The organism is Rhodococcus sp. 27YEA6 (assembly GCF_044908235.1).
In the GTDB taxonomy this organism is placed as follows: Bacteria; Actinomycetota; Actinomycetes; order Mycobacteriales; family Mycobacteriaceae; genus Rhodococcus_F; species Rhodococcus_F qingshengii.
Genome location: NZ_JBIYCY010000001.1, coordinates 429,335 through 452,659 on the forward strand (window position 1 = coordinate 429,335; position 23,325 = coordinate 452,659).

23 protein-coding genes and 1 pseudogene are annotated in these 23,325 nt (G+C 61.8%); 12 read left to right on the top strand and 12 right to left on the bottom strand.

All coding sequences use genetic code 11. The features are described 5' to 3' along the window. Nucleotides 1-6: 6 nt before the first annotated feature. The 5 genes from ABH939_RS02125 to ABH939_RS02145 all read right to left on the bottom strand — a co-directional run bounded on the left by ABH939_RS02125 (nt 7) and on the right by ABH939_RS02145 (nt 5,357). Nucleotides 7-1,134 carry a CaiB/BaiF CoA-transferase family protein gene (locus tag ABH939_RS02125; protein ID WP_254593719.1) on the bottom strand — a complete coding sequence of 376 codons (1,128 nt, stop codon included), beginning with the start codon at nt 1,132-1,134 and terminating at the stop codon, nt 7-9. 30 nt (nt 1,135-1,164) lie between these two features. Further along, nucleotides 1,165-1,968, bottom strand: coding sequence for an SDR family NAD(P)-dependent oxidoreductase (locus ABH939_RS02130; RefSeq protein WP_404649260.1), 804 nt, complete (start codon nt 1,966-1,968; stop codon nt 1,165-1,167). Between the two features lie 36 nt (nt 1,969-2,004). Then, nucleotides 2,005-2,457, bottom strand: a complete 453-nt coding sequence (locus ABH939_RS02135; RefSeq protein WP_054827131.1) for a MaoC family dehydratase N-terminal domain-containing protein — start codon at nt 2,455-2,457, stop codon at nt 2,005-2,007. 163 nt (nt 2,458-2,620) lie between these two features. Next, nucleotides 2,621-4,153, bottom strand: coding sequence for a long-chain fatty acid--CoA ligase (locus ABH939_RS02140; RefSeq protein WP_065455239.1), 1,533 nt, complete (start codon nt 4,151-4,153; stop codon nt 2,621-2,623). A 37-nt stretch (nt 4,154-4,190) separates the two neighbouring features. After that, nucleotides 4,191-5,357 carry a thiolase family protein gene (locus tag ABH939_RS02145; RefSeq protein WP_065455240.1) on the bottom strand — a complete coding sequence of 389 codons (1,167 nt, stop codon included), beginning with the start codon at nt 5,355-5,357 and terminating at the stop codon, nt 4,191-4,193. A gap of 299 nt (nt 5,358-5,656) precedes the next feature. On the opposite strand from ABH939_RS02145, the gene ABH939_RS02150 reads away from it, so the two are divergent. The 5 genes from ABH939_RS02150 to ABH939_RS02170 all read left to right on the top strand — a co-directional run bounded on the left by ABH939_RS02150 (nt 5,657) and on the right by ABH939_RS02170 (nt 11,604). Then, nucleotides 5,657-7,018: an MFS transporter gene (locus tag ABH939_RS02150; RefSeq protein WP_050793956.1), complete on the top strand. Its 1,362-nt coding sequence runs from the start codon at nt 5,657-5,659 to the stop codon at nt 7,016-7,018. Between the two features lie 10 nt (nt 7,019-7,028). Then, a complete protein-coding gene (locus ABH939_RS02155; protein WP_065455241.1) occupies nt 7,029-7,910 on the top strand; it encodes an acyl-CoA thioesterase II in 882 nt (293 codons plus the stop codon). Between the two features lie 42 nt (nt 7,911-7,952). Next, on the top strand, nt 7,953-9,647 hold the full coding sequence (locus ABH939_RS02160; RefSeq protein WP_065455242.1) for a class I adenylate-forming enzyme family protein: 1,695 nt from the start codon (nt 7,953-7,955) through the stop codon (nt 9,645-9,647). A gap of 67 nt (nt 9,648-9,714) precedes the next feature. Next, the gene (locus tag ABH939_RS02165; protein ID WP_037128603.1) at nt 9,715-10,752 is read left to right on the top strand and encodes a phosphatidylinositol-specific phospholipase C domain-containing protein; all 1,038 of its coding nucleotides are present in this window, start codon (nt 9,715-9,717) and stop codon (nt 10,750-10,752) included. A gap of 75 nt (nt 10,753-10,827) precedes the next feature. Beyond that, nucleotides 10,828-11,604 (top strand): trans-aconitate 2-methyltransferase, encoded by a 777-nt coding sequence (locus ABH939_RS02170; protein ID WP_030535206.1) that lies wholly within the window; start codon nt 10,828-10,830, stop codon nt 11,602-11,604. A gap of 27 nt (nt 11,605-11,631) precedes the next feature. On the opposite strand, the gene ABH939_RS02175 is transcribed toward ABH939_RS02170, so the two are convergent. The 5 genes from ABH939_RS02175 to ABH939_RS02195 form a co-directional block, all read right to left on the bottom strand. Beyond that, entirely contained in the window at nt 11,632-12,627 is a 996-nt protein-coding gene (locus ABH939_RS02175; protein WP_003939988.1) for a glycine betaine ABC transporter substrate-binding protein, read from the bottom strand. Next, nucleotides 12,624-13,442, bottom strand: a complete 819-nt coding sequence (locus ABH939_RS02180) for an ABC transporter permease (RefSeq protein WP_003939758.1) — start codon at nt 13,440-13,442, stop codon at nt 12,624-12,626. Before ABH939_RS02180 ends, ABH939_RS02175 begins: the two co-directional genes overlap by 4 nt. 2 nt (nt 13,443-13,444) lie before the next feature. Continuing rightward, complete coding sequence (locus tag ABH939_RS02185; RefSeq protein ID WP_007731456.1) at nt 13,445-14,656, bottom strand: ATP-binding cassette domain-containing protein; 1,212 nt, start codon at nt 14,654-14,656, stop codon at nt 13,445-13,447. Continuing rightward, nucleotides 14,653-15,300, bottom strand: a complete 648-nt coding sequence (locus ABH939_RS02190) for an ABC transporter permease (RefSeq protein WP_019745160.1) — start codon at nt 15,298-15,300, stop codon at nt 14,653-14,655. The genes ABH939_RS02185 and ABH939_RS02190 overlap by 4 nt, the downstream gene beginning before the upstream one ends. A gap of 300 nt (nt 15,301-15,600) precedes the next feature. Further along, nucleotides 15,601-16,221 (bottom strand): malonic semialdehyde reductase, encoded by a 621-nt coding sequence (locus tag ABH939_RS02195; protein ID WP_404649262.1) that lies wholly within the window; start codon nt 16,219-16,221, stop codon nt 15,601-15,603. 109 nt (nt 16,222-16,330) lie between these two features. Between ABH939_RS02195 and ABH939_RS02200 the strand changes: the two genes are divergently transcribed. From ABH939_RS02200 to ABH939_RS02225, 6 genes and pseudogenes are all read left to right on the top strand, one after another. After that, on the top strand, nt 16,331-16,684 hold the full coding sequence (locus tag ABH939_RS02200) for a helix-turn-helix domain-containing protein (RefSeq protein WP_007731459.1): 354 nt from the start codon (nt 16,331-16,333) through the stop codon (nt 16,682-16,684). 155 nt (nt 16,685-16,839) lie between these two features. Beyond that, nucleotides 16,840-17,007: a hypothetical protein gene (locus tag ABH939_RS02205; protein WP_155277909.1), complete on the top strand. Its 168-nt coding sequence runs from the start codon at nt 16,840-16,842 to the stop codon at nt 17,005-17,007. Between the two features lie 23 nt (nt 17,008-17,030). After that, nucleotides 17,031-17,375, top strand: a pseudogene (locus ABH939_RS02210) (transposase); the annotation flags it as partial. 174 nt (nt 17,376-17,549) lie between these two features. After that, nucleotides 17,550-18,512 carry a DUF389 domain-containing protein gene (locus tag ABH939_RS02215; protein ID WP_007731461.1) on the top strand — a complete coding sequence of 321 codons (963 nt, stop codon included), beginning with the start codon at nt 17,550-17,552 and terminating at the stop codon, nt 18,510-18,512. Between the two features lie 543 nt (nt 18,513-19,055). After that, entirely contained in the window at nt 19,056-19,904 is an 849-nt protein-coding gene (locus tag ABH939_RS02220; protein WP_020970664.1) for an alpha/beta fold hydrolase, read from the top strand. Between the two features lie 190 nt (nt 19,905-20,094). Next, a complete protein-coding gene (locus ABH939_RS02225; RefSeq protein WP_003939828.1) occupies nt 20,095-20,298 on the top strand; it encodes a PspC domain-containing protein in 204 nt (67 codons plus the stop codon). Between the two features lie 9 nt (nt 20,299-20,307). Here the strand turns inward: ABH939_RS02225 and ABH939_RS02230 are convergent, their stop codons facing one another. After that, a complete protein-coding gene (locus ABH939_RS02230) occupies nt 20,308-20,967 on the bottom strand; it encodes a TetR/AcrR family transcriptional regulator (RefSeq protein ID WP_080712681.1) in 660 nt (219 codons plus the stop codon). A gap of 99 nt (nt 20,968-21,066) precedes the next feature. On the opposite strand from ABH939_RS02230, the gene ABH939_RS02235 reads away from it, so the two are divergent. Further along, entirely contained in the window at nt 21,067-22,563 is a 1,497-nt protein-coding gene (locus ABH939_RS02235; RefSeq protein WP_404649263.1) for an MFS transporter, read from the top strand. 49 nt (nt 22,564-22,612) lie between these two features. Here ABH939_RS02235 and ABH939_RS02240 read toward each other — a convergent pair whose 3' ends face one another. Continuing rightward, on the bottom strand, nt 22,613-23,320 hold the full coding sequence (locus ABH939_RS02240; protein WP_007731468.1) for a TetR/AcrR family transcriptional regulator: 708 nt from the start codon (nt 23,318-23,320) through the stop codon (nt 22,613-22,615). Nucleotides 23,321-23,325 lie beyond the last annotated feature (5 nt).

Genomic DNA, 23,325 nt, shown 5'->3' on the forward strand with positions numbered 1-23,325 from the left:
TCGGTTTCAGCGTGTGGCGGTGACTACGCCGATTTCGGCGAGCACTTCGTCGGTGTGTTGACCGATGACGGGTGCGGGACGCGGGTCATCGGCCGGTGTATCGGAGTAGCGAGGAGCTGGATTCGGTTGGATGTGCCCGTCGCCGAACTTGCCGAACGTGGCACGGAAGGCGTTGTGCGGGTGTGCCGCTGCTTCGTTGAAATTCAACACCGGGGAGACGCAGGCACCCTGCATGTCGAATGCAGAGTCCCATTCGTCGCGGGTACGGGTCGCGAACAATTCGGCGAGTCGGTCAGCCATTGCCGGCCACGCATCTCTGTTGTGCTGTTGTGCGAACAGTGGATCCTCGGTCAGACCGAGCACTCTCATGGTTGCGGCGTAGAACTGTGGCTCCACGCAACCCACAGCCATGAATCCGCCGTCGGCGCAACGATAGTTCCGGTAGAAGGGAGCGCCGCCGTCGAACATGTTCGATGCCCGCTCGTCAACCCAGCGATCACGCGCGAGTAGCCCGTGGATCAAGGCCAACTGGAGGGCGGTGCCGTCGGTCATCGCCGCGTCGACCACTTGTCCGCGGCCGTCGATTCGTGCTCGCAGCATGGCGGTCGTGATACCGAGTGCCAGCAGCATTCCGCCACCGCCCATGTCTCCGACCAGATTGAGCGGAACCGGAGGGACATCCCCGGGGGCTCCCATGGCCCCGAGTGCGCCGGTAAGAGCGATGTAGTTGAGATCGTGGCCTGGTTCATGCGCCAGCGGCCCATCCTGGCCCCACCCGGTCATCCGGCCGTACACGAGTTTCGGGTTCCTGGCCAGGCAAGTGTCCGGGCCGAACCCCAGACGCTCGGTGACTCCCGGCCGGAACCCCTCGATGACCGCGTCGGCGGTGTCGATGAGCTTCAAGACGGTGTCGACGTCGTACGGATCCTTGAGGTTCAGAGCTACCGAACGCCGGTTGCGATGCAGGACAGGATGTCCGGACTGGTTTCCAGCCTCGGTGCTTCGGTCGATCCGAATCACGTCGGCGCCTTGATCTGCAAGGATCATTCCGCAGAACGGTCCGGGACCGATACCGCCGAGTTCGACGATGCGAAGGCCCGCGAGTGGGCCGCTTGGACTGGCGTCAGTCGTCATGGAAGTAAGCATCTTTCGCTGGTTGGGAGGCTAGCGTGAGCCGGCATCGACGGTCAGACACTGTCCGCTGACGTAGTCGGTGTCCTGCGTGCAGAGCACGTACACAGCGCCGGCAGCTTCTGTGGGAGTACCTGGACGGCCGAGCGGGTTGGACGTCTTGACTCGTTCCATGACAGCGGCGCTGACACCGGCCTTGATATTGCGGCCACCGATCTCGACAAACGAATCGTCGCCGGCAACCGCTTCGGTCATGCGAGTCAGGATGAACCCGTAGGCAACCGCGTTGACGTTGACCTTGTATCGACCCCACTCTTTGGCGAGAGTCTTTGTCAGACCGACGATTCCGGCCTTGGCAGCTGCGTAGTTGGACTGTCCGGGGTTTCCGTAGAGGCCGGCCACCGAAGAGACGTTGACGACCTTGCGGTGGTAGTCGGTAGGGTTGGCCTTGATGTAAGGCTGGGCGGCCCGAAGAATGCGGAAAGGCGCCTTCAGATGGACGTCGAGAATGGTGTCCCACTGCTCGTCGGTCATCTTCTGGATGACGGTGTCCCAGGTGTATCCGGCATTGTTGACAATGATGTCCAGTCCGTCGAATGCATCGATCGCGGTGCCGACAAAACGTTCTGCGAAATCGTCGTCCGTCACAGATCCGACGCAAGCGATTGCGTGTCCACCGGCGGCCTTGATGTCTTCGACCGTTTCGTGGGCAGGTTCGGGATCGAGGTCGTTGACCACTACGGATGCGCCTTCGGAAGCGAGGCGGAGTGCGATGTCACGGCCGATACCGCGGCCGGAACCGGATACGATGGCGACCTTGCCGTCGAGAGTGCCCATGTTCAATGTCCTTGCAGTCTAGGTTGAATGAGTGTTTCAAGCTCGGGGATCACGGATGACCGTGGTGGAGCGAAGGGTTGCTATCGCTTCTCCGTCACGTGACACCTCGGTGGTGCGAACCAGGAACTGCAGTGCACCACCCTTTTTCGCGTAGCAATCCGTGACCGCAGTGGAGAAATGGAGGGTGTCACCTGCGTAAGCGGTCTGGAGATAGGTGAACTCCTGCTCGCCGTGCAGGATCGTCCGGATGTCGATTCCGAGATCTGCGTAGAACGTGGACGGATTCGGCCGCTCCATGTCGAGGCAGAACAAGAACGTCGGCGGGACGGGGATGTCGCGGTGTCCGGCCTGCTCGGCGGCGCTCCGATCGGTGTAGATCGGGTCGTCCTGACCGGTGGCACGGGCGAAGAAGGCGAGCCGTCCGCGCTCGACCTCCACCGAGTGTTCGGGAATTCGGGTGCCGATGACTCCGGCGTCGAGGCTGGTCATGACAAACTCCTCGGAATCTGGGCGAAAGTGTCCGCCAGCTGATGAATGAGTTTCGAATCGCGGTTAGCGCATATTCACTTTGGCCGAGATAGGTGCAGTTGTCAAGGAATTTGAAAATTCCCTGCAAGTGATGGATGGTTCCCGAGCCTGACTGGGAGATTGGCTACTCCGGCGCTGCGGCCAACGCGCGCAGATCGCGTTTGAGTACCTTGCCGGCACCGTTGACCGGCAACGCGTCGACAAACTGGAAGGTGCGAGGAACTTTGTACCCGGCGATGAGGGTCTTCACATGTGCGCGCAGTGCGTCGGCGTCGACGTTCGATTCCGCTCGAAGAACTACTACGGCGTGCACGCGTTCTCCCCATCGGGAATCGGGTAATCCGATGACAGAGCACGCTGCCACGGATTCGTGCCGAGCCAAGGCGTTTTCGACCTCGGTGGAGTACACGTTCTCGCCGCCGGTGACGATCATGTCCTTGATGCGATCGACGATGAACAGGTAACCACGCTCGTCGAGGTATCCAGCATCGCCTGTATGCATCCATCCGTCGCGTAGTACCTCGGCGGTCTCGGTCGGTTTGTTCCAGTATCCGAGCATGATGTGACTGCCGAACGTGACGATTTCGCCAATCTCTCCCGGAGACAGTTCCGTTCCGGTCGGATCGACGATCCGGACTTCGCAGTGCGGGAGAATGCGACCGGCGCTTCGGAGCAACTCGCCGCCTTCGAGGTGGTCGGCGGGGCTGAGAACACTGATGTGGGCGGTTTCCGTCATCCCGTAGCCCTGCGCGAAGGCGCTGTTGGGGAACATGTGCATGACTTGCCGCAGGAGCGTCGGAGAAATGGGGGATGCACCGTATCTCAGGACCCGAACACTGGTCAGATCGTAGGAAGTCGTGTCCTCGTGCGAGATCAACATCTGGAGCATCGTCGGGACCAGGCCGACAGTCGTCGGCCGATGGCGGTCGACTGCTTCGAGGAATACGCCCGGACTGAATCGCGACAGGAAGACCTGAGTGCCGCCCATCAACGACTGGGCCAACCATCCGACTATCCCGGCGATGTGGAACAGAGGGTTGACCGCGAGGTTCACTCCGCCGCTGACGGCGACATTTCCCGCGGCGAGTGTGCCCAGAGCCGAAGTGATCAGAGATTGATGGCTGACCATCACACCCTTCGGCACGCCCGTCGTGCCGCCGGTGTAGAGAAGAAGCGCCAAGGTCTCGCCACCGACGCGTAGATCGGCAACGGGAGTCGATTCCGAGATCACCAGTTCGTAGTCGAGCATTCCTTCGGGAACCTGTCCTTCGCCGCAGTAGATCACGGTTGCCAGACTCGAGCACGATTCGCGAAGGGCGATCGCGATGGAAGCGAAGTTGTCGTCGACCAGTAGGAAGGTCGAGCCGGAATCCTCGAGCGCGTACGTGATTTCCGATGGGCTCCAACGAGTATTGACGGGACTGGCCACTGCTCCCGACCACCAACAGGCGATCAGCGCCTCGTGGTACCAGTCCGAGTTCAATGCCAGAATCGCGACGCGATCGCCGGGTTGCAAACCCATCGCCTGCATTCCGCCCGCCAGCTTCGTGATTCGTTCGACCGATTGTCGGCAGCTTCGGACTCGATCTCCGAACACTGTCATCGGGGTTTCCGGGGCTGCTCGCATGGATCGGTGAACGAATTGAGTTAGTTGCATGTGCTTCCTCCAAGGAGTCCGGGGCGCGTGGCCTGATTCAGATCAGTTCCAGGATCATGGCATTGGCCTGACCGCCAGCCTCGCACATCGACTGCAATCCGTACCGAATGCCGTTGTCGCGCATGTGGTGTACGAGGGTCGTCGTCAGACGTGCGCCCGAACCGCCGAGAGGATGACCGAGTGCCATCGCGCCGCCGAGAGGGTTGAGCTTGGCATAGTCGGCGCCGGTCGCCTGCAGCCAAGCCAGAGTGACCGAAGCGAAAGCCTCGTTGATCTCGAATGCCCCGATGTCGGACAGTGACAGTCCCGCACGCTCGAGCGCCTTGGCGGTGGCCGGGATGGGGCCGGTAGCCATGGTTATGGGATCGACGCCTGCTAATGCCACGGTGTGGACTCGGGCGATCGGCTTCCACCCTCTGCGTGCCGCCAATGCGCTACTGGTGACCAACAGCGCAGCGGCGCCGTCGGAGATCTGTGACGAGTTGGCAGCGGTGATACGTCCCTCGTCCTTGAACGGTGTGGGGAGTGCGCCCAATCGCGCGAGAGTCGACCCGCGCCGGACGCCCTCATCGGTGTCGACGACGGATACCGTGCCGTCCTCGGCCGTCGTCTTGACCGGGCTGATCTGATTCTCGAAGGCGCCCGAGTCGATGGCGGCGGCTGCTCGCTCGTGAGAGTCGAGTGCATGCTGATCCAGTTGGGTTCTGGTCAACCCGAAGTTCTCGGCGATCATTTCTGCGCCCACACCCTGGTTGAACTCCACTCCGTTGTATCGCTGGCGGACCAGCGGGCCGAACGGCTTGCCGAACTGGGTGGCGCTGCGTGCGGAGCCGATGGGGACGCGGCTCATGCTTTCGACGCCGCCGGCGACGGCGATGTCGTAGTGGCCACTGATGATTCCGGCCGCAGCGAAATGCAAGGACTGCTGCGAGGATCCGCATGCCCGATCCACCGTCACACCGGTGACCGATTCGGGCCAGCCCGCGGCCAGTACGGCGTATCGGCCGACGCCGCCGGCTTGCTCACCGACCTGGCTGACGCAGCCCCACAAGACGTCGTCGACTGTGCTCGGGTCGAGGTCGTTGCGTTCGGTGAGGGCGCGAAGGACATGTGCGGACAGGTCGACCGGGTGGACCCCGGACAGCCCTCCGTTCCGCTTTCCGACCGGTGTGCGAACTGCGTCGACGATGACGGCGTCGTTCATGGCGTGCTCCTTCGTTACCGACTTCGAGGTCGGCATCTTCGTGTGGGATGTGCGTAAGTGAATATGCGCTAACTATGGAATCGATAGCGACCAGATTTGATACTTGCCATTTCATCAAGTTATGGCAAATTCACATTATCTACCGAATTGCTTGCTGGGAAGCGATTTCAGTGGTTGAATTCTGCTCAGTTCACGATGTGATGCCCATCACCGACCCGGTCGTCTCGGGAGTCGAAGGCAAAGCCGTGGCGAATCTTCCCTTACCAGTTCAAGGAGATTTAGTGGTACTCGAACAGCAGGTGAACCGGCCTCGGGCCAAGCTCGGAGAAGCAGGCGAATCCAGGACAGTGGCCTGGGGGATGACCAGCGTGCTGGTCGCCATGTATGTCATCAACTTTGCCGACAAAGCAGTCCTCGGCATCATCGCTCAGCCCTTGGCCAAGGAGTTGGGACTCTCCGCCTCCGACATCGGTCTGACCGGTAGTGCCTTTTTTCTGATGCTCTCGCTCGGTGGCTTGTTCTCGGGCGCTCTCGACAAGTGGCTCGGACTGCGCTGGGCGCTCGTCCTGCTGGTGGTCCTGTGGTCCGTGGCGATGTTGCCGCTCATTCTTTCGGCCAGCTTCGTGACCCTGCTGGTGAGTCGAATGATTCTCGGCTTCGCCGAAGGGCCGAACTCGCCCCTGCTGTTCTCCGCCGCGTACTCCTGGCATGCGCCGGCGCGGCGCGGGCTGCCAGGAGCAGTTCTGACTTGCTCGGCATCGATCGCGAAGATTGCGATCGCGCCCATTCTCGCGTACGTCGCGGTCACCTGGGGCTGGCGCTCTGCGCTGGTCGCATTGGCGATCGCGGGGGTCTTGTGGGCTGCGCTGTGGCTGGCGGTGTGGAAGGAGGGTCCGTACGGACGAACTGGCAACTCGGGTAAGGCCGATGATGCCGACTCGAGCCCTGACGGCTCGGATCGCGAAACGGCATCGGCGCCCGTGACTGACGCTGAGCCGGCTGTGCCTTGGTTGCACATCTTCCGCACCCGCACCTTCATCGGCGGTGTTCTGCTCATTGCAGCCGCCTATGCACTGGCAGCGGTAGTCCTCACCTGGTTGCCGTCGTACTTCGAACTGGGCCTCGGTTATTCGCGCCTCCAGGCTGGATCGATGTTCTCCATCCCCAGCCTCATCGGCCTTGCGATCATGTTGAGCAGCACGTGGCTCAGCGACAGGCTCATCACCAAAGGCGTCAGCATGCGGGCTGCTCGGGTGGTCTTTCCTGCGGTCGGCATGCTGATCGGCGGTACGATGTTGGTCTTCCTGCCGTTCGTCAGTACGCCTGTCATGGCTGTGTTCATGGTGTCCTTGGGCTACGCGATATGCACTCCGGTACTACCGCTTCTCAATGCCTGTGTGAGCGAATTGTGCCCGCCGAAGCAAATTTCCGGGGTACTCGGGGTGTTCTTGTCGCTCATGGCATTCGGTGGTTTCATCGCGCCGTACATGATGGGACGCATCGTCGACGCGGCCGGCGACGGTGGCGACGGCTACGCAACCGCCTTCCAGATCCTCGGTGGGGTTGCGCTCGTCGTGGCCGTTGTCGGCATCGTCATCATCGACCCTGCCCGTGACAAGAACTTGGTGCGCCCCAACGCTCCCGTTGTTGCTGCCAGATAGGCCGATCGCGATGACCTTCGTACTCGATCATCATGTATCGCCTGACTTCGAGAGCCTACTCACTTTGGAAGAATTGAGCAGCAACGAGTTTCGCGGCTACTGCCATGCCGGGCATCCGAGGAGGGCGTTCGGCGGGCAGGTGGCAGCTCAGGCGCTGACCGCCGCGGGCAGTACCGTTCCAGCAGAGAATCTTGCGCACTCGCTGCACGGTTATTTCCTCAGCGCGGGCGATCCCACCAAACCGATCGTCTACGAGGTGGAGCGACTCCGAGACGGGCGATCGTATCGCTCCCGTCGAGTCACTGCGAGACAAGATGGCGAACCGATCTTCACGTTGTCGGCCTCCTTCAAACTGCCCGAAGGCGGCGCGGATCGGCAGTTGGAGATGCCCGAAGTGCCGCCACCCGAGGAACTTCCGGATCCGTACGAGCACTGGGCGCAAGAGCGGCCTGAGGAGTACCACGCCGCGACAACAGTGCGAGTGATGTCCCTGCGCTTCGTTCCGCAGGATCGGATATCGGACCACCGTGCAGTACAGGGACTTTCAGAGCAGACGGTGTGGCTCAAACCCGCTCAGGCCTTGCCCGACAATCCGTTGCTTCACGTCTGCGCCCTCACGTACGGCTCTGACATGACATTGGCGTCGACAGCGTCATTGGACATCCAACCGCATCGCTCGATGCTCAAGGGGCAATCCAGGGCGATCGTGACTTCCCTCGATCACGCTGTGTGGTTCCATCGACCCTTCCGTGCTGACGACTGGATGCTCTTCTCTCAGAGCAGCCCATCGTCCTGTGACGGTCGGGGGCTGTCGAGTGGGCACTTCTGGAGTAGGCAAGGAGATTTGGTAGCCACTGTCGTTCAAGAGTCGCTGGTCCGCCGGATCGACTAGAAGATTCATTCCATCCATACCGAACAGCTGGAGGTTCTACTCATGACGCTCGCCTGGCCGACCGATATGCCTCGATGCCTCGACTATCCGACGGTGGGGATCGACGCAGTTCTGGCAGGAGCTGCTCGCGCCTACCCTGACCGAATTGCGCTGCAAGACGGCGATCTTGCACTAACCTTCGCCGAGTTACACGACCAAGCACGACGAGCGGCCGGGGGATTGCGTGCACTGGGAGTACAACCGGGAGACGTCGTGGCGCTCCATATGCAGAACAACCTGTGGTATGTCGTGGCGTACTACGGGGTGCTGTGCGCGGGTGCTGCTGTGGCGCCGGTCAATCCGACTCTCCCGCCCGCCGGTCTCCACGATCAGTTGGATGATGTGAAGGCGCGGATGGTCATCTCGCATCCCGAATCCGTCGGCATCGTTCTGGCGGCGGATACACAGTGTGTCGATGAAGTGGTGTGTGTATCCACGACACCCTCAGCGCCGGCGACTGAAACGGCTCTGCCGGAGCGAGTCCTTGCATTCGACGATTTACTGCAAGCGCAACCGTTGGCGTCGTACCGCGTGGATCCGGAACTCGTCGCTCATCTGCAGCTGACCGGTGGTACGACCGGACGCTCCAAAGCTGTTCGCGTACTGAATCGTAACCTCGTTTCGAATGTGATCCAGATGGCGTCCTGGCGATCCGGGCTACTCACCGAACTCGACGAACTCGGTGGGCTTCGAATGCAGTCGGCCGCGGATCGGGGTCCGCATGCGCTGGTCCCGGGCGAAGGCGTCAACATCGCAGTGGCGCCACTCTTTCACGGTCTGGGCTTGGTCGGACAGAACGTCAGCACACTGCTCGGTTCGACCGTTGTCTTCACCGGGCGCTTCGATCCGGACCGGATGTTGGCAGACATCGAGCGCCTCGGCGTCACGCACATCACCGGCTCGCCCGCGATGTACTACGCGTTGTTGGCGAGCAGCAAGATCGGAGCGCACGATTTGTCCTCCGTGCGTGCGATCAATTCCGGTGCAGCCCCGTTCGACACGACTTCGCTGCGGAGCCTGCAATCGATTTTCGGCAATGCCTGGGTCACAGAGGGCTACGGCTTGAGCGAAGCGACGATGGGCCTGACCGGTGCGCCTTTGAACAGTCTTGTCGCGACGCCGCCGGACAGCGTCGGCGTCGCGATCTTCGACACCGAACTCGAGATCCGAGACGAGAATTCGGCGGTCCTCGAGCCCGGCGAGGTCGGTGAGGTCTGGGCTCGCGGGCCGCAGATCACCGACGGGTACCAGAATCAGCCGGAACTGACTGCGGTTCAGTTCCGCGGTGGTTGGCTCGCGACCGGCGACATGGGGCGACTGGACGAGGCGGGGCACCTTTTCCTGGTGGGGCGGTCGAAGGACATGATCATCTACAAGGGCTACAACGTCTATCCGCAGCCGCTCGAAGAGATTCTGTGTTCGCACCCCGCTGTTGCGCAGGCGGCCGTCGTCGGCGAAACGGTGCCGGTGGTCGGCGAGCGTGTGACGGCCTTCGTTCAATTGAACCGCGACTTCGCGTCCGAATCTGCGTCGGACTTGCAATTGCTGGAACGGGAATTGACGGACTACGTGGCTGCGAAGGTGGCCCCGTATCAGAAGGTGCGTTCGATCAGGTTCGTCGAGCGGCTACCCGTCACCGCAACGGGAAAGATACAGAAGAACGAGCTGCGGAAAAGTCTCGCCGCCGACGCAATCTAGGACGATCGTCCAGTTAACTCTGACGATTCCATCCTGCCGCGGGGTGATTTCTGCGAGAGTGTCGAACATGCGAGCAATCCTGGTAGCCGGTATGAGTGCGTTCGTGGCGGTCGTCTCGGCGCCCTCTGCCGGCGCCGAGACGACTACGAACCAAGTGCGCTCGTTTTCCGAGACCACGTCAGTCGGGGTCCACAATTCCTACGAGAAGGCGACGTTTCCGTACTTCGCCGACGCTTTGGATTCCGGGGCGTCGTTGCTCGAGCTGGACCTGTGGACCAACGGGGGCGGTCCGGACTGGCGTGTGTCGCACATGAATCCGGTGGTGAGCGACAGCAACTGCGTCGGCGCTCAGGACGCATCCGGGTTGCGAAGCGGTCTACGAGATCAGGGATTCCGTGGATGCCTGGCAGATATGCGGGCGTGGCACGAGGCCAATCCCGAGCACCCGCCGGTGATGATCAAGTTGGAAATCAAGGACGGGTTCACTGCCGGGTACGGGCGTGGGCCCGCGGATCTCGACGCCCTGATTCTCGGGACACTCGGAGACGCGGTTTTCACGCCGGCCGATTTGATGGGGGAGTCCTACTCCACCCCGGATGCCGCCGTCACCGAGCGTGGATGGCCGAGCAATTCCGAAATGACCGGGAAATTTCTGTTCGAGCTGATACCGGGAACGATCGAGGAGGGAAACCCTCTCGATACGGAGTGGACGGACCGGCAGTATGCGACGCACCTGCGAGATCTGTCCTCCGCCGGGCTCGTCGAACTCGGCGCCGCCTTTCCCGCTGTTCACCGTGCATCACCGGGAGACCCACGTCTCGACCGCTATACCGACCCGGGGATCCGTCCGTGGTTCGTGATTTTCGACGGCGACGCTCTCGACTACACCGCCGGAGTCGTGGATCCGAGTTGGTACCACGATCGCGGCTACCTGCTCGTCATGACCGACGCGCACAAGGTCGCTCCGCAGATCGACGGAACCCATGCCACCGAAACCGAGGCGAGCGAGCGTCTCGACCTGTTGGCCGGGCAGCACGCAAGTTACATCACCGCGGACTGGTCGAGGTTGCCGAACGTACTGTCCACCGTGGTGCCGCGTCGGTGATTTTCGAATGGCCGGATCGTGAAGAGCGAGATCTGACGGGCGGCAATTCTCAGGAACAGGGTGCAGGATGGGTTCATGCGCACTGTCACGTGGAATCCCGAAGTCTACGGCCGCTATTCGGGTGAGCGGTCACGCCCGTTCGTGGACCTGGTGTCACGGGTGGCCACCGAAGACCCGACGCGGGTAGCCGACCTCGGCTGCGGATCAGGCACCCTGACCGCGATGCTCGGGGAAAGATGGCCGGACGCCTCGGTATCCGGATTCGACTCGTCTCCCGAAATGGTCGCGCAGGCCCCTACAGACCTACCGGGAAACGTCACCGTCGAGTTGGGGGACATCATGTCCTTCGACGCCACCGGTTACGACGTGGTCGTCAGTAACGCTGCATTGCAGTGGGTTCCGAGCCATCGCGAGCTGATCGACCAGTGGGCGGACACCCTGGAATCCGGATCGTGGCTGGCGTGGCAGGTGCCGGGTAACTTCGATGCTCCGTCCCATGCGCTCATGCGAGATCTCGCGGAATCAGCGGAATGGAGTGAGCGACTGGGTGGCGTCCTACGCGGCCCGGAAGGCGTCGACAGTCCAGTTCAGTACGCGCAGCGTCTCCAAGAACACGGATTCGACGTCGACGCCTGGGAGACGACGTACGTACACGTGCTGGCAGGTGCCGACCCGGTGCTCGGATGGGTACGGGGGACGGGGTTACGGCCCGTGCTCGACGTTCTCGGCGAAGCTGACGCTCCGGAGTTCGAGCGTCAGTATTCCGATCTGCTGCGGGAGGCCTACCCCGCAACAGCCGCCGGAACGCTCTTTCCGTTCCGGCGGGTGTTCTGCGTCGGACGCAAACGGTAACTACTCGGCTGGGTTGCGGTCAGCCGATCACTGCGCCGTGACAAAGCCTTCCGAGACCAGCCAGTCGCGGGCCACGTCCGCCGGCTCCTTGCCGTCGACGTCGACCTGCCGGTTGAGCTCGGTCATCACCTCGTTGGTCAGTCGCTCCGAGATCGGTGCCATGACTTCTGCTACCTGCGGATGTGCTTCCGCGAAGTCCTTTTTCATCACCAGTGCCGGATTGTATTTCGGGAAGAACTGGAGATCGTCGTCGAGCAGAACGAGATCGAGTGCGATGATGCGACCGTCGGTGGTGAACACCTCGCCGAACTTGCACTGATCGCCATCGGCTGTCGCCTGGTAGATGATGCCGGTCTGCAGGATCTGGCGTTGGGCACGAGAGGCGTCGAAACCGTATTTCGCTGCCAGGCCGGGATATCCGTCCTGGCGGACGTTGAACTCGGTCTCGACGCATGTCACCGCAGCTCCGGGATCGGATTCGACCAACTTCGCGTAGTCGGAAACGGTCTTGACACCGGTCTTCTCAGCGGTCTCCTTGCTCATCGCCAATGCATACGTATTGTTCATCGGCGCCGGATCGGTCCACACCATGTCGTTCGCAGCAAGGTCCGCATCGCGGACGGCCTCGAACTGCGCCTGCGAATCGGGAAGCGGTGTCTCGTTGCCGAGGTAGTTGATCCAGCCGGTTCCGGTGTATTCGTACGCAAGATCGATCTGGCCGTTCAACTGTGCGTCACGGGTGCTGTTCGAGCCCTGGATGTTCGTGAGGTCTCGAACATCCGCGCCCGCAGCGGCCATCGCGAATTCGATGACGTACCCGAGCACGATCTGCTCGGTGAAGTCCTTGGAGCCGACGGTCATCTTCACACCCTCGAGCTCCGGAACCGGCTCGATGCTGCCGGGGCCGACGGCCAGGGGCAGTGCGCCACCGGACTCGAGACCACATGAAGCGACAAGTGTGAGGCCGATCGTGGCAACCGCGAGTTTCCAGCCCCACGTTCTGGTGATCGAAGTCTTGGTCATCGCAATCCCTTGGGCCCGAGATAGGTTTCGGCGAGCGCGCCGAGCCAGTCGATCAGCAAGGCCAACGACACCGCCAGTACGGCACCGACAACGAGGGTGACGTTGTCGCGGAGCTTGTATCCGGTGTCGATCAGAATGCCGAGTCCGCCGGCACTGACCAGGAAGCACAGCGTCGCGGTACCGACGGCCAGAACGAGCGAAGTACGCAGTCCTGCAAGGATGTACGGGACGGCCATCGGGAACTCGAGTTGACGTAGGACCGTGAGCGAAGACATTCCCTGCCCGCGCCCCGCATCGATCAAGGTCTTGTCCACTTGCTGGTAGCCGAGGATGGTGTTGCGCAGCACCGGAAGCAACGAATAGAACGCGATGGGAAACACGCCGATCCAGAAGCCGGTCGTTCTTGTCGCGAGATAGAACAGCACGAGCAGGCCGATGGCAGGCGCTGCGGCTCCGATGTTGGCTATTCCCACGAAGAACGGTGCCAGGCGGGTGAATTTCGGCCTGGTCAGCAGGGTTCCGAGTGGAACCGCGATGGCGACGACGATGATGACCACGGCGGCGGTGATCAGTACGTGCTGCCAGGTCAGAGTGACGATGTTGTCGAGGTTGATGCTCGCCTTCTGCGTCGCGTTGAGATCTCGGCTGAATGCCCAGATCAACACGCCCGCAACCAGGATCAGGACGATGACCGGCTGCACATACAGTCGCATCCGTTCCGCACGGCGCGTGGCGGCGTTCTCGGCCGCACCCAGATCGGGGGCGTCCGGTTCCATCTCAGGCGCGGAGACGCGCTCCTCTGTCGTGGCAGTCATGTTCAACCCTCGACGTTCTCGGTGTCTGGCTCTTCGTCGTGGTCGTGCGCATGCTCCTCGCGCATTTCGGAGAGATGGCTGACCAGTGTGTCGATGGTGATGAGACCGACGTACTCGCCACGCCGTCCGGTGACCACGGTGGACGCATTGCTCTCTGCGAGAAGAGCTTCCAACGCATCCTGCAGGGTGGACTGGATGGACACGGCTTCGCCGATCTCGTTACCGACACCTCGAAGAGTCGACGCATGGGCGAGGTGGCCGGGCGAGACCCAGCGAAGCGGCCGTCCGCGCTGATCGAGAATCAGGGCCCACTTCCACTTACGCGCTGCGAGTGCGGTTCTCAAATCATCGACCGAATCGGTTTCGCGGGCGGTGAGGCACTGCTTGAGTTTGATCTGGCGCACGCGTGTCAGGGTCAGCTGCTTGAGCGAGGCGTCCGCCCCGACAAATCCGGCGACCATGTCGTTTGCGGGATTGGCGAGAATCGCTTCTGGAGTGTCGTACTGCATGATGCTGGATTGATTGCCCAGCACGGCAATACGGTCACCGAGTTTGACTGCCTCGTTGAAATCGTGCGTGACGAAGACGATGGTCTTACCCAACTCCGACTGCAGACGCATCAGTTCGTCCTGGAGCAGGCCGCGGGTGATCGGATCGACGGCACCGAAAGGTTCGTCCATCAACAGCACCGGAGGATCGGCAGCCAGCGCCCGCGCCACGCCCACACGCTGTTGCTGCCCACCGGACAATTGGCGAGGGTAGCGGTCGCGATAGGTATCGGGATCGAGGCCTACGAGGTCGAGCATCTCGTCGGTGCGCGCTGCGATACGTTTCTTGTCCCAACCGATCAGACCCGGGACGGTCGCGACGTTCTTCGCAATCGTGAAGTGCGGGAACAAGCCTGCCTGCTGGATCGAGTACCCGATGCCACGGCGGAGCTTGTCCGGGTCGATCGACAGCGCGTCCTTGCCGTCGATGGTGATCTTGCCGGAGGTAGGTTCGATCAGGCGGTTGATCATGCGCATCGTCGTTGTTTTGCCGCAACCCGAAGGTCCGACGAAGACCACGATCTCACCAGCCGGAACAGTCAGCGAAACATTGTCCACCGCTGCAGCTTTCTGGCCCGGGTACCGCTTGGTGACGGACTCCAGGACGATCTCGACCCCGGATACCTTCTGATCTGTGGATACGTCAGACGGAATGGTTTCAGTCATTGCAGCCCCTTCGAAGTAGTGAGACGACCGATGACGACGTAGATTCCGTCGAGAATCAGAGCGAGAATGACGATCAGTACGGTGCCGACCAGCGCTTGCGGAACAGCATTCGGGCTACCGACACGCGAGAGTCCGGAGAAGATCAGGTTTCCCAGACCAGGACCTTTGGCGTACGCCGCGATGGCGAGGATGCCCATGAGCATCTGTGTACTGACCCGCATGCCGGTGAGGATCGACGGCCACGCGATCGGTAGCTCGATTCGACTCAGTACGTGCATACGATTCATTCCGACACCGCGGGCTGCGTCCGTGATCGCCGGGTTGACTGCATCCAGACCGATGATCGTGTTCCGAATGATCGGGAGCAGGGCATACAAGATCAACGCGGTGATCGTGGGAGCGACGCCGAGACCGAGAATCGGAATGAGCAGTCCGAGGAGGGCGAATGAAGGAACCGTCAGGATCGTGCTGGCCAACGCCGTAGCGATGGAGGATCCCGCCGGGCTCCGGTAGACGAGAATGCCGATGATCACGGCGGCAATCGTCGCGATGATCACGGACTGGATAACTGCTGAAACATGTAGGTACGAGTCGGTCATCAATTGTTGTCGTCGTGCAACGACAAAATCCCATAGGGCGCCCATATTTCCGAACCCACTTTCTTCGGACTTCTGCTCGCTCGAACGTCTTCCCTCGACACCGACCGGCGCACAAGGGCTTTCCCCGCAGCCTCCGTAGGCCGAGGGGTTTCCCTCGACTGTCGTCCAAAAACTGAGATACTGCAACTAATTCCGATTGCAGCGTGTCGGATGTTGTTCTGGACGTGAGATTTTGCGAGACGCGGGTATGTACCCACTGCGGGCAGAGTTGAAACGCGCTGGAGATGGCAAAGCGGGAGAGTTCCGCAGAACTCTCCCGCATTGCTTGATTTGTCCGAATTGTCCTCAGGCCCAGCTGAGCGCATCCTCATCGGAGAGGCGCGGCAGACGATCGCACCAGGGGTTCTCACCGGGATGGCCGATGTTCACCACGAGGATCGTCTTGAAACGTCCGTCTGCGAAGAATTCGCCGTCGATGCCGTCGGCGTCGAACCCGGCCATCGGGCCGGCGACCAGACCCTGTGCGCGAATCGCGAGGATCACGTAGCCGGCCTGAAGTGCGGCATTGAACCGACTCGTCGAACTGGCGGCAGCCTCGTCGGATTCGAAGTAGTCCTTCATCTCCGGGCGAATGGGGAACAGGTTGGGGATGTGCTTGTAGAACTCGGTGTCCACCGCCAGAACGGCAACTGCAGGAGCGGCCTCGGTCTTGGCTTTGTTGCCGTCTGCCATGTGCTCGACGAGGCGTGCTTTGCCTTCCTCGGTACGGACGAACAGCACACGTAGCGGATTGGTGTTGGCCGCGGTCGGTGCCCACTTCGCGAGCTCCCAGATCGCAGTCAGTTCGTCGTCGGTCACAGGTTCGTTCGAGAAGGAGTTGGCGGTGCGAGCCGCAGTGAAGAGGAGTTCGCGGCCGGCTTCGTCGAGTTGCTGGGCGGTGAATGGGGTGGCTGCGTCGAGAGACATCGGGGGTTTCCGTTCCGTGGTAGCTCGACCGAGCATCACCCGGTAAAGCTAGTTGCTAGTAAAAAAATAGTGCCTACGGATACGTTAGCACTGTGGCTAGGATGGTGGGGTGGCAAGCAAGAGCGAAGCGGGACACGAGCCCCGCGCATGTGACGGGGCTCTGGCCCGCGCGTTCGGCTTCCTGGGCAAACGGTGGAACGGCGTCATTCTCGGCACGCTGCTGAACGGGCCGGCGGGATTCTCCGAACTCAAGCGCGCGGTGGGCGGGATCAGTGATTCGGTGCTCTCGGAACGCCTGACGGAGTTGGCAGGGGCAGGCCTGGTGACGAGGAGCGTCGATGCAGGTCCGCCCATCGCCGTGGAGTACGAACTCACAGCGTCGGGGCAGGCGCTGCTCCCCGCTCTCAGTGAACTGACAACGTGGGCCGCCGAAAATCTGCCACCCGAGAGTTGCTCGAACTGAGCGCTAGCTCGAACGGCAGTTCAGCGACTGCGCGGGTCCTGTTTCTGCCAGTTGTTATTTCCTTACCGTTTTTCGCGGGCGATACTGGCCGAACATTTGTCGGTTCGGGGCTGCCTGGGGACGCCGGGTATGGCTCTTTTTGTGCTGCTGTTCGCATGGCTGAAGGAGAACGGCCGCCCGGTGTTCTCGACGACTCGACCTATCAATCGCCTGACGGACTTCGAAAATTCGGCCGGACGAAGTCGGAAGTGTGGTTCCGGAACAAGAAGGCATACAACGCCTCTCGGATTGACGACGCCGCGGTCGAGGCCGCAAACGGGTAGTTGGTGCGGGTGGCTGGGCAGATGTCGCCGCCACGGGTGGTGACGTGTCTGCGTTCGGAAGCGCAGACAGATTGGCCGGCATCTCAGGGTCTAGCACCTGTGCCGCGAGATTCGGGCCGAGTCAGTGGAAATCTGCGCCGGCCGCGCAGGTACGACCGCAGGCTGTTGCGGGCCTTCTATCTGTCCGCGCAGCACAGTATCCGGCACAACGCTCAGTCGTAGGCTTTTTGTACCCGCAAACGGGCCGAGGAGCAGTGTCATACGCAGGCGGTTCTTGCGTTGGGAGGCGGAGACTGAACGTGTGGTGGGCGCTCCTCCGCGATAACGCGATCTATCAACTTGGACCGACTACCGCCGCGGCTGCGTGAGCGCCCTAGCGACTGACGCAGTGCGGTAGATGTATGTGCGCCGGGGGAGTGTGGCTCGTAGCGCTGAGAATCCACGGTGTTGTGACAGTCCGAGCCCGCTATGGTTTCCGGTGATGGACCGGCCGTCGATGCTGCCTGCACCCGAGGCCACCGCCGGCTGAAGGAGACAATACTGTGCTGCATCTGCGTGTCATCTCGCCGAGTGAGCGGACAGGAGATGTGCTGAACATGTTGGCCGCCGAACCTGGGGCTACTCATGTGACACTCGCACTCAGAGCCGCTGTCGATCCGCCGGGAGATGTGATCGAGGCCGATGTAGCCCGCGCATGCGCGAACGACGTGCTTGCCGCGTTGACTGCTCTGGACCTGGTGAGGGCTGGCGGTATTTCGTTCGAGCCGGCGGGAACCATGCTGTCCTTCTCCGCAGAACGGGCGGACACTGCGGCCCCGAGAAGACCCGACGAGACAGTGGTGTGGGAGCAGTTGCTCGGTCAGGTGCGCGAAGGTGCCCGACTGACTCCGGCGTTCCTGGCCTTCCTGGTGATCGCGTTTTTGCTCTCGGCAGTCGGTGTTGCCACGGCGTCGCCGCTGACCCTGGTCGGTGCAATGGTGGTGGGGCCGGAGTTCCGGCCGCTGGCAGCGCTTTCAGTGGGTCTGGTACGTCGAGACAAAGATCTCGTGCGAAATTCGATTCGTACCCTCGCGATCTCGTTTCCGGCCGCGATGGCCCTCACCGGCCTGGCTACCATGCTGTGGATTCGTCTGGGCTGGGTCGGAATCGGCGATGTCGAGAACGCCCGCGCATTCGACTTCATCTACGAGGTGGGGCCGTTCTCACTGGTGGTAGCACTGCTGGCGGGAGCGGCTGGCATGCTGGCAACGGTCACCTCTACCTCTACGGTCCTGGTGGGGGTGTTCATCTCGGTGACGACGGTGCCAGCTGCGGGATTGGCGGTCGTTGCGGTCTTCGCAGGTAAGTGGAATGTCGTGCTGAGTTCGCTGGCTCAGCTCGGTGTCAATCTGATCGGTATCGTGCTCGCTGGAGTAGTTGTGCTGCTGCTGTTCTCGTTGCCCCGATCCGGTCGCCAATGGAAATCAGTCACGCGCCGGGACGCCAGGCCTGGCACATCGCCGTAGGCGCCTGACCCACTGCCGGAACTGGACTTTCGAGGCTTCAGGCTGACAGCTGTCTTGCGGATCGGTGGGAATGTCTGCGCCGACAAACGCCGCGACAAACAGATCCGGCATGCGAACTGTCGGATCTGGGTACCGCTGTCTGTACCGATCGTGGCTTCCAGGCTGGTTGCAGCGACTGGAAAAGGGGATCAATCGAGCCGCAACCGATTGGCAGCGTGACTTCACTCAGACCCTTCGGACCTGCAGCGCCGACGGCTCTGCCGGAGGAAACGGCCTGCCGCAGTGCTTGACAAGACCTGTCGAGGTTCTCCTTGGTAGCGACGAAACATCTACGCAACGTAGATGCAACGTAACCAAAACTAGTGTTCTGGATCACACAGCGTTCGTGTGGTCGAGAGGCCTTTGGTCACGGATCTGTGGGCAGAACGGGTCCTGGTTCGCTACCGGTGGTGGATGAGGACAAGGTTCCGCGGGTTGAGCACACAGCTCGCGGAACCGCCCAACCACACGCCCCGACGAGGGCACCGGCCGACAGGAGTTCAGGTGTCCGTAGTTGCGGAAGTCTCGGCGATCGATTTCGCGGAGACCGAATTCGATTGGGCGCAGCGATCGACGCTGATTCGTGAAGTCGACCCACTCGTTCCGGGGCCACCATCCTTGGCGATGTGTCTGAGCGAACCGACGCGCGGACTGGTCGACATCGCTTCACTGCTTCTCGCGGCTCCTTGGTTGCTTCGATCGCCGCGTGGGGACGGGCACCCGGTCCTCGTTCTCCCCGGATTGCTGACTTCGGACGTGTCGACTCTCGCCTTGAGGACATACCTGAGCTTTCTCGGATACCGGGTTCACGGTTGGAATCTGGGTCTGAACACCGGTCCGACGGCGACGGTGGTCGACGGACTGCCTGCCGCATTGGCCGAGGTAGCAGATCGATACGAGCAGAAGGTGTCGGTAATCGGCTGGAGTCTGGGCGGTATCTACGCTCGAAAGCTGGCGAGGGACCTGCCGGATTCGGTGCGTCAGGTAGTGACACTCGGAAGTCCTTTCGGTCTCACCAGTCTGGAGCAGACGAGAGTCGGATCTCTCTACGCTCGTTTGTCCGGCAATCACGCGATACTGCCTCCGGTCGACGGCATCGAATCCGAACAGGGATCGCCTATTTCTGTTCCCGCCACGTCGGTCTACTCCAGGCACGACGGTATCGTTCCATGGCAAGCGTGCTGTGAAACCTCGGCAGGCCTGTCGGAAAGCATTGCGGTGCAAGGCAGTCACATGGGGTTGACCCACAACCCGTCGGCGTTGTGGACCGTTGCCGATCGTCTGGCACAGGACGTCGACAACTGGCAACCTTTTGCGGCTCCGAAACGGCTTCGACGCATGTTTCCCTGCTGAGGTGCGAGGCTGAGGTCCGAGGCCGGGGTGTGGGGGAGAACCCTGAGTCAGACGCGGGGACGGACTCGTACCTGAGGACACACCGCGTCGGAAAAGATGGGTCCATGGCCTGATGCGCACAGGTGGATCGGCAGCGGATAGTGGAGGTCGACGCGGATGAACCGCGAGTTCCGTTGAAAGGAAACAACACATGACCTCCCCGATGAATACCCGCAAGCTCACCCGCGCCCGCTCGGGAGCAATGTTCGGTGGGGTGTGCGCCGGAATCGCTCGGTACTTCGGTTGGAAGTCGTCGACTGTCCGCTTGCTGTTCGTACTCTCGTGCCTGCTGCCCGGCCCGCAGTTTCTGATCTACATCGTGATGTGGATTTTCATTCCTCGTGAGCAGATCTGACCGAACCGCTCAACGGCGGCGGTCTTTCAGGCATTGCTTGGCCTCGTGCAATTCCTCCGAACTCAGTGGAGGAAGGGGCAGTGCGTCACGGTGCAAGCCCTCCGTGCGTAGGCCGTCGAGCATTACCGAGAGGTATCGACGCCACACGGTCGGGTTGACGGGCTGAGCAAATTCGGTGACTGCGCCCACCATGAAGATGAGGCCGAACAGGTCCGTCGGTACGGCGTCGGTGCGCAGCATCCCGGCCTCCTGGGCCCGGTAGAAGATCCTCTCGACCGACGGTTCGATGATGGATCGTTGGCATGCGACTTGCTCGCATCCCTCGTCGGTTCCGTTCAGGACGTCTTTGAGTCCGCGGTTGACCGACATACGGCTGCAGGCAAATTCGGCAAAGGTGACAAGTCCGTCCCACGGATCCGGATTGGCAAGTGACGCGTCCGCGGCCGCTGCCATGTCGGCGAAGTTCTGCTGGAAGACTCCGTCGATCAATTCTTCCTTGCTGGCGAACCGCCGATAGACCGTTCCGACGCCGACCCCCGCGCGCCGGGCGACGTCGTCGAGTGTGACGTCGATCCCTTCTTCGGCGAACAATTCACGTGCGGCGTCGATGATCAACTGCCGATTACGTGCAGCATCGGCGCGAAGGGGGCGCTCCATTGCGGTACTCATGTCCCCACTCTACCCGCCAAGTGGAGACAGCCTCTCCGTTTTCGTGTAGCGTTTTTGCTAACCGGAGAAGCCATCTCCGCATAGGTTGGGCGAGGGACTATGTCAGACATTGCTGAACGGACTGAATTCGAGCAGTCCTCAGCGCCTTCAGGGGACAACCACGCAAAGCGGTGGCTGGTTCTCGCGGTTCTGGGAATTGCGCAGCTGATGGTGGTCTTGGATGCCACCATCGTCAACATCGCGCTGCCTGCTGCGCAGCGCTCACTGGAGTTCGGTGATTCGGACCGCCAGTGGATCATCACGGCATACGCATTGGCGTTCGGCAGTTTGCTGCTACTCGGCGGTCGATTGAGCGACTTGTTCGGGCGCAGGCGAACTTTCATCGTCGGCCTGATCGGCTTCGCAGTCGCTTCCGCCATCGGTGGCGCAGCCGTCAACTTCGAAATGCTTGTTGCCGCTCGTGCCGGCCAAGGCGTATTCGGTGCGCTCCTTGCCCCGGCAGCCCTGTCGCTGCTGTCCGTGACATTCACGGATCCAGGTGAGCGTGCCAAGGCGTTCGGTATCTTCGGTGCCGTTGCCGGCGGTGGTGGCGCCATCGGACTGCTGCTCGGCGGCGCACTCACCGAGTGGGTCGACTGGCGCTGGTGCCTCTTCGTGAATCTCTTCTTCGCGGCGATCGCTCTGGTCGGAGCAGTCCTGTTGCTCGCGCCGCACACCAGTGACTCGCGACCCAAGCTCGACATCCCCGGAACGATCCTGGTGTCGATCAGCTTGTTCAGCATCGTCTTCGGATTCTCGAAGGCCGAGTCGGACGGGTGGAGTGCAACTCCCACTATCTCGTGGCTCGTTGCCGGCGTCGTGTTCATGGCGGCGTTCATCTACTGGCAGACCAAGTCCGAGCACCCACTTCTTCCGCTGCGGGTGGTCCTCGACCGAATCCGGGCGGGCTCGTACCTGGCGATCTTCCTTTCCGGCGCAGGCATGTTCGCAGTCTTCCTGTTCCTGACGTACTACATGCAGCTGATCCTCGGGTACAGCCCGATCATGACCGGCCTCGCATTCATGCCGATGGTGTTCGGAATCGTGACAGCGGCAACGCTTTCGACAGCGGTTTTGCTGCCGCGCGTCGGTCCGCGAGTGCTGATCGTGAGCGGAATGGTCATCGCGGCGATCGGAATGACTCTGCTGGCCCAGATCTCGGTGGACAGCACCTATGCAGTCCACATTCTGCCGGGGCTCGTCGTCACCGGACTCGGCATGGGCAGCATTTTCGCCCCGTCGATGCAGGGAGCAACTTCAGGCGTGCATCACGAAGATGCCGGCGTCGCATCTGCCACGGTCAACACGATGCAGCAGGTGGGCGGCTCGATCGGAACTGCACTGCTCAGCACGATTGCCGCCTCGGCTTCCACCAACTACCTGGTGGGCCGCGAGATGAATCCGCTGACTCAGGCGCAGGCCGCCGTCGAGAGTTACACCACGACGTTCTATTGGGCCGCAGGCATATTCGTGGTCGGTGCGGTCTTGACCGGACTGGTTCTTCGGAGTGGACTGCTTCCGGATTCGCCGGAAGGTGAACCGGTAATCGCCCACTGACAGCAAATTTCGGGGTCGACGCCGCAACGGCGTCGACCCCGAAATCGACTCAGCAGTTCTTCCCGGGCGTTGCCTGAAACCGATGAAGGACGTGATCGAGTTGCTCGGAGGACAGCGCCGGCACGGGCAGTTCCCGATGGTCGGTGCGGGACGCGCAGAGTCCGTCGATCATGAACCCGAGTGCGCGGCGGTAAGCCTGAGGGGCCTCGTCGCCACCGAACTTCTGGGCCATCTTGACGACCTGCATGAGAAGTGGAATGTCGTTGACTTCGAAGTCGCTGCGCAGGGTGCCCTGTTCCTTGGCGCGATTGACAAGTACCGCAGTGTGTCGAGCGATCCCGGCGCGCGCGCGAGCGAAGGTGTCGGACGTGAAGCGTCCGTCCATCAGGAGATCGCCGAATCCGCGGTTGTCTGCCATGCGCAGAGAGATCACGTCGAGAAAGTAGACAAGACCTTCCCAGGCGTCGGGCATCTCTCGGGCGGTGGCGGCGATCGTTTCGATCTCGGAACACCGCGTGTCGAACAGTGCCTGGATCAGTTCGTCCTTGCTGGCGAAGCGGCGATAGACGGTGCCGACGCCGACGCCGGCGTGCTTCGCGACGTCTGCCAGCGTGGCGTCGAGTCCTTGGGCAGCGAACACCTCGCGAGCGGAGTTGAGGATGCGCTCGAGGTTGGCCTTGGCGTCGGACCGAAGGCGCGGCTGTGAGCAGTCGGCCGAGGTCCCCGCATGAGAAGCGTCGGGGTGTGTTGTCGGCATCCTCA